The sequence below is a fragment of the Nostoc sp. UIC 10607 genome (assembly GCF_047228265.1).
Classification (GTDB): domain Bacteria; phylum Cyanobacteriota; class Cyanobacteriia; order Cyanobacteriales; family Nostocaceae; genus Nostoc; species Nostoc foliaceum_A.
Map to the genome: position 1 here is coordinate 1,356 of NZ_JBIQNW010000057.1, position 13,327 is coordinate 14,682.

Here is a 13,327-nt window from a genome sequence, read left to right on the forward strand (position 1 = left end):
TTATTTAAATACAGATTTAACTTGGGTTAATTTTTGCTTGATAGATTGCAGAAGCTTCTCCGGAGTGGGGCAATCAAAAAGCGCATCCGGGCCTAGTTCTACACCAAATATCTCTCGAATGCGAGAAGTCACCATAATGGCTTGCAATGAATCTCCATTGAGATCGAAAAAGTCGTCACTGATTTTGATTTGTTGAATACGTAAGACCTCCCGAAAAATGTTTACTAGCACTGTCATGTCCTCTGCCAATGGAGAAGTTAATCCTTGACGATGATCGCCAGAAGAATTATTGATTGTAGTAGAGTGCAGTTGAGATTTTCCTGTTGAGTAATTTCCATTATCTAAGGAATGAGAAGTTGTGAACTCTCGTAATAACGGCAAGGCATTTTCCTTGAACCGTAATACCCTCATAGTTTTGTTTTCAGCCTGCACACTGGCAAAATCTTGAGTAGAAACCAACACTTGGGGCGACGATTGTCTAAGGATATGACGGAAGGCTTCGGCTCCCTCTGGGGAACTCATACCCTGCTGTAGTTCCGGATGTAGGTCAGGGGAAGCAACTGGACTAATAGCTTTATTGGTGTATCGCTCAGGGCTGCTCTTGAGCATAAAGCCTTCTATCAAGGCACATTCGTGACCTGCTTCATCTAGTAAAAGAATATCGAAAGAGATGGTTTCCTTACCTGAGCGACCGTCATCCAGATAGCGTGCATAAGCTACTATCTTTGATGGTAGTGACCCGTAAAGCCTCAACTTTTTATAACTGAAGGGAAAATAGAAATCTTGGGCAGCAATAGCAAAACTGGTGGCGACATCAAGTAAGGCAGGGTGCAACTTGTAATAGTATAAATCGTCACTGTAATCTTCCGGTAAAGTCAACTCAGCCATAGCCTGATTTTGACCGAAATATCTATCTGTGATTGCCTTGTACCAGCGTGGCCCAACACTAACGGGCCCGAAATGCTTTATATTATCCCTGGTGCTTGTAAGCCCTGTATCAGCCACTCTTTTCTCCTGACAAGCACGTCTTAACGCTTGAATATCGTAGAGTGTTGGTTGATAATTTTGGAGTACTGCAATTTCGCCTCGCGCATTTTCATACCAGTAGGACGCGTCATCTTGGCTAAGAATAGTAAAGTTGCAGTAATCCCCTCTGTCTTCAAGAACAACACGCACCTCACGGTCTTGAGATTCATGCACCTCTAACGTATTTAGAAACAAGACATCGCGCAGTTCTACGGCCTTACTTGGGTTCCAATGTTGATAGGCAGCCCTAGCCAATTCTAGGAAGGCTGTACCTGGGACTAGCGGACGCTCGTCAAGCCGATGTTCGTTCACAATCCAATGTCGTTGTACTGACAAGCGAGCGTGATAAACTCTTCTACCTGGAATAGTCTCTACACAATGATCGAACAGGGGATGAGGAACCCAATGTAGTCGCGGTGCAACAGAAGACTTGTCCATGAGTAGACGCATTGCAGCTCCAGCATCACTCCAATTGCCCCAATTGATAGAACAGACGAAAGACTCGGACTCAGTATTCATCTTTTGAGCAAAAGCATCTTGGAAAGCATTGGCTGCACAATAATCTGCCTGGGCGTAGAGTCCAAGGGTGGAAGCTAGAGATGAACTAATGGCAAAAAAGCTCCGCTTTGGATTGTTAGTTAATTCAAAAAGCAGTTGCGTACCTTGTATCTTCGGACGCAGAACCTCCATAGCTTTCTTGGACGTTTCTAGCTGCATTAATCCGTCATCTAGTACCATAGCGGATTGGATGACCCCATTAATTGAACCAAAACGTTGTTCAATATCCACAATTGTTGCCGCCAATGCATCGCGATCGCAAATATCACAGTTATAAATTTCCACCTCTCCACCCCGGAGTTCAATTTCCTGAATCCGGCGAATTCGATGTTGTGTTAACTCTTGTGGATTGGCTTCACTATTCCAACTAGGTGAGGCTGCAACTTGCTCTCTGCTGATTTGAGCAATTATTAAAGCTGTATCGGTAGTACTTTGCATCTCAGCATTAGCTGGCAAGCTCTCAACGGTTGTAAAACCCTGTTCTGTCAACAGCTTTTCCCAATTGTGCTGACTTAAAAGGGGCGACCGATTGCGTAAATGAGTGTCCTCAAACTGCCACCAGCCCTTAGATAATCCCCATATCATATCAATCCAAGGGGGCATCTTCGTGGCTTCAATCAGTGCCAGAATTCCGTTAGGAGCTAAGAGTGATCGCAGGTTAAATAGTGTGTTTTCAATGTTTGGTGTTGCGTGAACAACGTTGAGTGCCAGAATAACATCAAAGCTGCCAGGAGCATAACCTTGAGTTATCGGATCTCTGGAAATATCGAATACCCTTGTTTGGATAAAGTCAAAACCATTGTCTGCAATCCGATGCTGAAGCTGTTCCATAAAGCTGGGACTAATATCAGTTACCCAATACTCGACCTTTTGGGAAGTGAGTTGAGAAAGTTCCTTAGCAACAACTTGTGTTAATAAGCCGCTACCAGCACCGACTTCCAAAATCCGTAGAGGTTGCTTCTCCTGTTGGTATGCCAACATCCGCACTAATTCGGCTAATACCCGACGATAGATCGGTTCCTGACTATACTCTAAAGTGTTTTTTGTAGCTTGTTCCAGAAAATCGGAGCGACCTTCTGGGTACAACACACTAATTGCCGGAATTTTACCTGAGAGAGCTTCATGGTAGTGTGTAGCAGCGCGTTCTAAAACATCAATTATTCCAGTGAATGCCGGGTAGTTAGCACGTAGTGAAGCACTCAGGTGAGAAGAATCTTGTAATTGGTTAAAATTGGGACCAAAATGAAGTCGCCCATTTTGTTTGATGAGTACTTCTTGCTCTTGCAGTAAGTCGATCATAAATTCGATGAATCGCTCCATTGAGGGCGATACCTCAAGGCATTCTAAAAGTTTTTGGGTATCTATACCTGTTACCGTTTTTGATTTTCTGAGCGCTCCCTTGAGGTAATCAAGAGCATAGCAACGACACAATTCTAGTAACCCTGACTCTAAACCAGGGTAATCAGAAAGAGAAGCGATCGCCAGTTTTTCTGACCATACTGACTCAGCAGCGGATAAATTTTCTAGATAAGTGCGAAAATCACATATATGCGATTGAGTCAAGAGGTCATGCCAAGATTCTCGTGGTGGAAATGGCGATCGGGTAATGAGTGCGATTTTAGCTGAGTATTCTTCAGCCAAAAAAGTTGCTAAGGACAAACCCACGCCACCAAGTCCGCCAGCGATTACATAAACTCCATGCTCTTGCAAGGGAATATTTTCGTTGCCATCATCAGGGGTTAACTGTTTTTGTTCGTACTCAAGAATCAGACGGCTTTCGCCGCGATAAGCAACTATTGGTTCCTCGTTGAGTACAGTAGACTCACAGAACAAACTATCTAGCAATCGTGCTGTTTCTGTTTCGTTCTTCGGTAATTCGATATCGAGACTGCGACAAGTAATATTAGCATACTCAAGTGGAATAACGCGACAAGGCCCAAGTAGAGTAGCTTTGGCAGGACAGATGCGATCGCTTGGCTCAATTACGTGGAGGTTTGTGGAGACGATTGTTAAGTGTGTTGTGAAAGAGCGATCGCATTTGCCTAACGCTTGTGCCAAAAACAGCAGCATCTCGAAGCCAGTTTCGGGGGCTAGCTCATCACTCAGCGATGTCACAAACCAAAAGTTTAAGATATGGCTGGGAATTTTGTTACGTTGAGCCAAATCATCCAGTAGCAGTCCGTAGTGTTCTGCTTCGGTGGGATTTATGGTATAATTGCATTCCGACAAAACCTGAAAATCTGTACTGCGGCTAACAGTAAATACGTTAATTCCCAGGCTCTGCAAATGCTGGGCAAAGCTTTGACCAACACCACAGTCATCCAAGAATAAAAGCCAGATATTTTGGGAACCAGTTAAATTCAAAGAATTAAATGGTAGAAGTGGCAGTGTCCGCCGCCACTGCGGTACATAAAACCATTCCGCCAAATTCTTTTTCTTTTTTAATGGAATCGGTGGTAGTTGCTTTAAAACTGGTGCTGGTCGCGTTGCAACTCTAACGTTTTGGCGTGGTTCATACCAATAACGCTGACGCTGGAATGGATAGGTTGGTAGCGCTACCCGTCTGGGAGTTGTTCCCAGATGAAGCTGTTGCCAATCGATATGACCCCCAGCCAGCCAGATGTGCAGCAGGGCTTGGAAAATAGGTTTTCGGTTGTTCGGCGCAGATTCAATAGTTCTGTAGACGTTAATAATTGTCTCACTGTTCTCGCTTGCTATTTGGGAGTCGAGTATTCTTCCAGGTTCTAATTCCAGTAAAAGGTACTCAGAATCAAGAGTTAATTTGGAGACAGGAGCTTGTTGTTTAAGTTGACGCACCCAGTATTCTGGGTTGACCAATTCCGTTTTATCTATCCAATCACCTGCAACTGGATCAAACAAAGATATCTGGGGTGACTGCAAAGAAACAGTTTGCAGTAGTGTAGTCAGTTGTTCTGTGAATGGCGTATCGTTAGCAACCTCTTGACTTTGCTTGGCAATTAACATTAAAGCATCTTCGATGGTCATCACCCCAGCAATAGAGGCACAGATATATTTTCCCAGACCAAAGCCAAGTACTCCCGTAGGCTCAATACCTAAAGATTGCAACAGTTTAGCCAGAGCGTATGCAACAGCCAAGCAGATGGGTTGGGTGTTGACTAAGTGCAAAGGCAGTTCTGGCTCAAGCACAGAAGAAGATAATATTTGATGCAGATCGTATTTGTAATAGGGCTTGAGGACTTGAAAACAGCGATCGAGTTCTTGTGTAAAAACAGGTTCACCTGCATATAATTTGCGGACAAATTCTAAATTTGTAGTTCCTAAACCGTGGAACAGAAAAATTGGTTGGCGAACATTGTCCTTTAGCAGCAAATTTACCTGATTAACACGAACACCGCGCAAAGCCTCAATAGCTTCGGAATGGGTTCGACAGATAATTGCTTGTCGGCATGAATGTTGACTGCGACCGACCTGTAATGTATAAGCTACATCATTGAGGCAGATATCTGGGTGAGACGTTAAGTAATCAGCTAAATTATTTGTCAGTTGTTCTAATGCTTCTGGAGTTTTGGCTGAGAGCGGTAGCACCTGAAAAGTATCAGCCTGAGATTCACTGTTACGGCTTGGGGCTGCCTCCAAAACCAAGTGAGCATTGGTTCCGCCCATCCCAAAGGAACTTACACCCGCCCGTCTCGGTTTATCTTGGTTAGGCCATTCCTTCAATGTCGTATTCACATAAAAAGGACTGTTACTAAAATCTATTTTCGGATTGGGGGTCTGGAAATGCAGACTTGGTAACAGCAATCCATGACGCAGTGAGAGAATAGTTTTGATAACGCTAGCGACTCCAGCTGCGGCATCAAGATGTCCAATATTCGTTTTTACTGACCCAACAGCACAAAAGTTAGTTTTTTGGGTGTTTTGACGAAAAGCTTGAGTTAAGGCTGCGACCTCAACAGGATCGCCCAACGGAGTAGCTGTGCCGTGAGCTTCGACATAAGCGACTGCCTCAAAATCACCACCTGCCATTTCGTGGGCTAAAGAAATGACCTCAGCTTGACCATCGACGCTGGGAGCGGTGTAACCCACTTTGTCTGAGCCATCGTTGTTAAGCGCAAAACCTCTAATAATAGCGAGGATATTGTCTTGGTCTTGCAAGGCATCATTAAGCCGTTTGAGAACTAATATACCTACTCCATCACCAGGAACAGTACCAGCAGCACGTTCATCGAACGCCATACACTGTCCATCTGGCGATAGAATTCCTCCCTTTTCATAGACATAGCCTGCTTTTTCCGGGACATGAATTGAGCAACCACCAGCCAACGCCATATCACATTGATAGTTAAGCAGCGACTGACAAGCCATATTGATAGCAACAAGTGAAGTCGAGCAGGCTGTGCGAACAACCACAGCCGGGCCTTTAAGACCTAGTTTGTAAGCTACTCTAGAGGCGAAGAAATCAGGGTAATTGCCAAAGAAAACATGAGTTTGTCCCGCTCTCAGGTTGAGATCCTCGCTATCTTGTAGAACATGATTCAGGTATGTTGTATTACCAGAACCTGCGTAAACACCTATCCAACCATCATATCGCTGCGGATCGTATCCCGAATTCTCCAGGGCAGTCCATGCAGTTTCCAAAAATAAGCGATGTTGAGGGTCCATCAACTCGGCTTCGTGAGGATTGACCCCAAAAAAATCTGCATCAAACAGGTCGATATCTGACAAAACGCCCTTTGCTGCTACGTAGTGAGAATCGCCAACGATTTTTTCAGAAATACCGACACTCAGTAATTCCTCTGTTGTGAAATGACGGATCGATTCCACTCCATTGCACAGATTTTCCCAGAATGAGTCAAGGTCGTTTGCACCTGGAAATTTTCCAGCCATGCCAATTACGGCAATAGCTAAGTTATCCAAATTTTGCTGATCAGTCATTTTGGAATCTCCTTTTTCTGGGAAAATTAACTGTGCGGTAAGCATTCTGTTGTTGTTGTGACCGAGTTTGATTAGATGTAGATCGCGTAATCTTGCCATCTCTTGTTTTGAGATGGTCTGCCAATTTGCGAATTGTGGGATATTGGAACATCTCTACAACACTTAGTTCTATATCTAGGATTTTTTGCAGAATGCTACAGACTCGTACCATTGTTAAGGAGTTTCCACCCAAATCGAAGAAGTTATCCTCTCTTCTAACGTTCTCGATTTGCAGTATGTCCTGCCATACTTGAGCAATCTTCTGCTCGATTCCATGTTCCGGCAAACTGCTTTGTTTCTGGTTATTTAAGGTCAAATCATGGGTTTGTGGCAGCGCAATTCGATCAACTTTACCGGATGGTTTCAGGGGAAGATGGCTCAAAATCAAGATGTAACTGGGAATCATATAGTCGGGTAAATGCGCTTGCAGATATTCCCTTAACTGAGGCCCTAACAAGGAACTGAGTTCACCTTGGAGTGGAAGGTTGGCCATTCGCGTCAAATCTGGCAGGGAAATGGGGTTGATAAGGCGTGGAGTGAGGTTTATTGTCTTTTTATGAGGCTGCTGGGGTTGTGAAGCAGTAATTTGGAAAATTGTATCAAAATACTGGATATTCCCCGATAAAGCCCAATTAATCTCGACATCCAACCCCATCTCTTTGCCCATAACCACTAGATCATTTGGGTTCACCGCATCACTGTAGGTCTTTTGCTGATTTTTAGCTCGCCATGCCCCAACTGTATTTGGTTCACCGTTTTCCCTTAGCCAATCTACAGCCTGCAAATCCTCTACCATACGGGCATTGGGTATGTTGCGTACAGTCAATCGATGCCAATCTTGCTTCCCCAAACGGGCTGGAAGAGAACCAATGCTGATTTCATCTATGCGCCAATCTAGACAGATATCGCGTCCAACAGGTTTCTCCTCGGTGCCATCGAGCAGAATAATGACATCGTAACGGTGGCGAGTTAATTCATTGAAAGCATTTCCACGCTGGAGTTGAATTTTGACATGAGATATGCGGGGGAAAAGTTGTTTTAATGCTTGGAAGAAGCGGGGATCTACTAACAACTCATTCTGGTGGAAGACCCGTTGGCGTACACGACGCTGTAACTCGCTTTTGGAAGTAGAGTCTTCTGCCCGACGCAATGCCATAGCAGCATGAAAGGCTTCTAGTGTAGCTAGGTTACGGATATCACCCAGATAAATTGTACCGCCTGGTTTCATTGCCTCAATAGCAATTTCTAAAACGTTAATTAAATAGTCGGCACTAGGAAAGTATTGAACCGTGGAATTCACAATACAAGTATCAAACTTTTGTTGATACAGTCCTTTGATTTGTTCTGCACTAGCAAGATGTAATTCTACCTTCTCTGATTCCGCAGGTTTGTTTTGCAGATATTCTGTAATGTAGTCTAAGCCAACCTGAGAGATATCAATACCGACATATTTTTCTACCACAGGCACAAGTCGGAACAACACCAGCCCAGTACCGCAACCAATTTCCAACACCTGTTTTGGTTGGTAGGATAGGATTTGCTCAATGCGATAATCTAACCATTCTCGCATCTGCTCTACGGGAATGGGTTCTCCAGTGTAACTATCGACCCAGCCAGTGAGGTTGAAGGTGGGATCAGATGTGACATGAGACTGAGTATAAAGGTGCTTGTCAAATAATTCCGCCCAGTTAGCTTTTTGATGTTCTAATAACGACTCGCTATTGTTTTCGTTAACCACTGTGGAAACGAATTCTGGTTTAGGTACAACGTAAGCAACTAAAGCCTTATCTTCATTTTTAGAACCTACAGCTAAAACTAAAGAGTCTCGAACTGCTGTGTGTTGAGCAAGACAAGCTTGGACTTCAGTTGGTTCAATCCGGAAGCCTCGGATCTTGATCTGATCGTCCACACGACCGATAAATTCAAGGATGCCATCGGCACATCTGCGGACAAGATCCCTGGTACGATAGATTTTGGCGTGAGGATCTGAACTAAAAGGGTCTGGAATAAAGTTTTCTGTTGTTAAATCGGGTCGCCTCCAGTAACCCCGTGCTAAACCATCCCCGCCAACGTACAGTTCCCCAATAACACCATCTGGGACGGGTTCTCGCCGATCATCAAGTATGTAAACGTAGGTGTTAGAGATTGGCTGGCCAATGGGAACCTGTTCTGCATCGCAGTCCGAAATGTCTTGCATCCGGTAACAGCAAGTGAAAGTTGTGTTCTCTGTCGGTCCGTAGCCGTTAATGAGTACGCAGTCGCTACCAAGATGGGTTAATGCTTGTCGAACTTGCTGCAAAGAAAGTACATCACCTCCAGCAAGGAGTTGGCGAAGTCCTCGAAGCCCATCAATATTTTCGTCAACCATCAAATGAAATAAGCTGGCAGTTAGCCAAGCAGTGGTTATGCCTTGTTGCTGAATCAGTTGTCCCAATTCTTTTAACGAAGGACGGGTGGGTGTGGCAATTACTAGACGACCCCCGTTCAGCAAAGCACCCCAAATTTCAAAAGTAGCAGCATCAAAAGTTAATGGTGCTAATTGTAACAGTATTTCTGCTGAGTTCAGCTTGACGTAGTTGCATCCTTTAACTAGTCGCACTACGCCGCGATGGACTACAGTAACGCCATTAGGCTGTCCTGTAGAGCCGGAGGTATACATTATGTAGCAAAGATTCTCAGCACCAATTTGCAAAGGTAAGTTAGTTTCCTTTTGAGCCGCGATAATTGCTTGGTTTTGGTCGAGGCAAACTGGTCGTGGTGCAACGCCTTTGAATTCTCTGGGTAGCTGTTGCACTGTTTCACTGTTAGTGATAATCAGATCAAGGTTGGTGTCTTCTACGACAAATTGAATACGTGCAGATGGATCTTCTGGGTTAAGAGGAACATAGCAAGCAGAAGCCTTAAGAATCGCCAGCATTGCTACTATACTATCTATTCCACGTCCCAGGTATATTCCTATTAACGTTTCTGGTGTTACACCCAAGGTTTGCAAATATCGGGCAAGCTGATTAGCTCTAGCGTTTAGCGCTCCATAGGTCAGTGTTTGTTCTGCGTAGACCAGCGCAACTGCCTCTGCTTGTTCAGCCGCTTTGGCTTCAAAAAGTTCATGGATTGTCTTGTCTCGTGGGTATGAAATCTGTAAATTATTACGCCCAGCACTGAGCAATTCCATCTTTTCAGCAGCTTCTAGAATTGCCACCTGCTGAATATTTTGATCGGCATTAGTGCTTAACGATCGCAATAAATTGACATAGTGGCCAGTTAATTTTTCGATGGTCGCAGCCTGAAACAGATCGGTATTATAAATTAGATAACCAGTTAACCCATCGTCAATTTGTAACAGATGCATCTCTAGGTCAAAGCGCACAGTATGTGCCTTAAAATCAAGGGTTTCGATCTCAAGACCAGGAAAGACTGGTGGTTTCATGGAAGCGTTCTGAAAAGCGAAAATCACTTGGATCAGCGGATTTTGACTGCTGTCCCTTTCTGGGGCCAGAACCTCTACCACCTGCTCAAAAGGAAAGTCTTGCCGTGCATAAGCTGCTTGGGCAACTTGGCGTACCTGTTTCAACAAGTCTGAGAAAGTCATGTCTTGGGAAACTTGACAACGAAGCACTAATGTATTGACAAAAAAGCCAATGAGATTTTCGATTTCGCTACGGTTGCGGTTGGCGATTGGCGTTCCTATTGCTATGTCTTCTTGACCTGAGTAGCGGTAGAGTAGAACAAAAAAGGCTGCTACCAAAGTCATGAACAGGGTGGCACTATGTTTCTGGCTCAGTTTTTCTAGGGCGATCGCTGTCTCAGTCGTTAAGTGGAACTGCACGTTAGAACCAACGAAGGTCTGCACCTGTGGACGTGCATAGTCTTTAGGTAATTTTAAAGGTGGCAACCCTGCTAATTGATATTTCCAGTAAGCAAGTTGCTTTTCTTGTACCTCACCTTGTAGCCAGGCACGTTGACCAACAGCAAAATCAGCGTAGCTAATTGACAAATCGGGAAGGTGTAGCGCTTCTTTTGTGATAGCTGCCTGGTAATGCTGACTGAGTTCACGGTTAAAAACACCAATTGACCAGCCATCAGCTATGATGTGATGCAAACTGATGAGGAAAATGTACTCGTCAGCCTTGAGTTTAAGCAGTGTAAAGCGAAAAAGTGGTGTTTTACTCAGCTCATAACGCCAGAGATATTCATCCTTGCAGATATCTGCAATGGTGTTTTCAATGCCAGTATCTGGCGTACCTGTGAGGTCAACGACGTTTAGCGCTACTTGCACTGATGGCTCAATTCTTTGTACTGGCTCCCCATTAATTACTGGAAAGCAGGTGCGTAAAGATTCTTGGCGAGTAGCGATCGCTTGTAAGGCAACTGCTAGGATATCTGCTTTTAAGATGCCTTGGATGCGATAACTGATAACGATGTTGTACGCAGGATTGCCTGGATCAAAATTATTTAAGAACCATAAACGCCCTTGGGCAAAAGACAAAGGTGCGTCACCTGCTATTGATCTAGGAAGTATCTGGGGTAGGATACCGGAAGAATCGCTGGATGCGCTCACAATCTTGGAACTTAGATGTGCGATCGTTTGATCTGCAAACAAATCTGATAATTGCAGTTCGACCAAAAAGGCTTCGCGGATGCGAGAAACGATCTGGGTAGCCAGTAGGGAATTGCCTCCCAATTCAAAGAAGTTGTCGTCAATGCCTATTTTTTGAATTTTTAAGATATCAGCCCAGATATTAACCAAAATCTCTTCAGTAGAGGTATTTGGTGCTACAAAACCTACTTCAGAAGTTCTTTGATATGGATCTAGATATGGCAGGCTTTGACGGTCTACTTTCCCATTAAAAGTTAAAGGTAAAGTATCCAATAGCACATAAGCAGAGGGCACCATGTAATCGGGCAACAACTCCAAGAGAAAGCCGCGCATTGCTGCGGAGCTAGGCGCTTTGTCTGGCTGCGTGACGATATAAGCCACTAGTTGCTTATTACCTATTTTGTCTTCCTGGGTAGTAACTACTGTCTGAAGTACATCGGGATGTTGAGCTAACACAGCTTCAATTTCTCCCAGTTCAATCCGGAAGCCCCGTACTTTTACTTGGTTATCGATGCGACCAATAAACTCAATGTTACCGTCGGCTAAGTAACGAGCTAAGTCACCAGTTTTGTAGAGGCGTGTCCCTGGTTCATTGCTGAAGGGGTTATTAACGAATTTCTCTGTCGTCAAGTCAGGGCGATGGAGATAACCTCTGGCAAGACCAGCCCCACCAATATATAGTTCACCAATCACGCCAATGGGAACTAATTGCAGATGGCGATTGAGAATATAAACTTGAGTATTAGAAATTGGGCGACCAATGGGGACGGAAAGACCAAGGTGGCTGAAATCTGTGATGGGGAAACAGCAAGTGAAGGTCGTGTTTTCTGTTGGCCCATAACCGTTAATTAAGTGACAGTCTGGCAACTCTTGCAAAGCTTTCTGGACGTGGGAAACAGATAGAGTATCACCTCCTACCAACAATTGACGTACAGGCTTTAAATCCTCCAGCCGCCAATCTACCATTAGGTGGAATAAACCTGCTGTCAGCCATAGGGTTGTGACTTTGTATTGCTGAATAATTTGCCCTAACTCCTCTAAAGATGGTGTATGGGCAGGGGAAATCACTAACCGTCCACCGTTGAGTAAACAACCCCAAATTTCAAAAGTCGAGGCATCAAATGATATGGGAGCCAATTGTAAGAAAACTTCTGCTGGAGTGAGATGAGCATAGTTAGCTGCTTTGACTAACCTTACTACACCACGGTGGATGACGCTAACACCCTTTGGTTTACCAGTAGACCCTGAGGTGTACATAACATAAGCTAAATTGTCAGATGTTATGGCACTGTGGGGATTTTCTTCGCTGTTTTCGTTAATTAGTTCCCAGTCAGAATCTAAACAAACCACCTTGGCACTGCAAGCAGGTAGTCTCTCAACTAACTGTTGTTGAGTCAACAAAACTGAGACTTGGGCATCTTCTAGCATCAAGGAAATCCGCTCTTGGGGATATCCTATATCTAAAGGTAGATAAGCTGCACCAGCTTTGAGAATTCCTAGCAGCCCTGCTACCATCTCTAAAGAACGCTCAACGCAGATACCCACCAGCATCTCTGAGCCGACACCCAAACTTTGCAAATGATGGGCTATTTTGTTAGCTCGGATGTTCAACTCCTGATAAGTTAGTTGCTGATCTCTAAATACTACTGCTACAGCATTTGGCTCTTGCTCGATTTGCTCTGCAAATAATTGATGGATACATTTATCTTGGGGATACGCTACCTGAGTGTTATTCCATTTCACTAGCAGCTGATACTGCTCAGTAGCAGATAGTAAGGGCAATTGCGTCAGATGTTGCTGAGGATCAGTCACAATTCCTTGCAGCAAGGTTTGGAAATGCCCCATGATGCGCTCAATTGTGGCAGCTGCAAATAAGTCTGTGTTGTAATCAAAATCCAACAGCAATTCACCATCTATCTCGACAACATTCAAGCTGAGATCAAATGGAGTAAAACTAATAGGTTTAGGGAATAAATCTGTCTCCAGCCCAAACATCTTGGGCAGAGAAACAGGTTGGTCGAAGTTAAATGTTGTCGCAATTAAAGGGGAGCGGCTGGCATCTCTGGCTACATTGAGTTTGTCAATCAGCCTAGCAAAAGGATAATCCTGATGTTCGTAAGCATTAAATAATTGGTCTTTGAGAATTTTTACGTATTCACCAAAGGTGAGAGAGTCAATAATGCAACTTCT

The 13,327-nt window shown here is 44.2% G+C and carries 2 protein-coding genes (1 of these 2 running past the window's edge); both read right to left on the reverse strand.

The features are described 5' to 3' along the window. Positions 1-6,501 carry a beta-ketoacyl synthase N-terminal-like domain-containing protein gene (locus ACEYW6_RS29160; protein ID WP_412982497.1) on the reverse strand — a complete coding sequence of 2,167 codons (6,501 nt, stop codon included), beginning with the start codon at positions 6,499-6,501 and terminating at the stop codon, positions 1-3. Next, on the reverse strand, positions 6,494-13,327 hold the 3' end of the coding sequence (locus tag ACEYW6_RS29165; protein WP_412982498.1) for an amino acid adenylation domain-containing protein. The gene runs 6,912 nt beyond the window's last position; the window shows 6,834 of its 13,746 coding nt (coding positions 6,913-13,746); its start codon lies off the right edge, out of view; the stop codon is at positions 6,494-6,496. Before ACEYW6_RS29165 ends, ACEYW6_RS29160 begins: the two co-directional genes overlap by 8 nt.

Bases quoted from the DNA above. Each gene is read 5' to 3' on its own strand.
- ACEYW6_RS29160 (WP_412982497.1), bottom strand. From the start codon at position 6,501: ATGACTGATCAGCAAAATTTGGATAACTTAGCTATTGCCGTAATTGGC.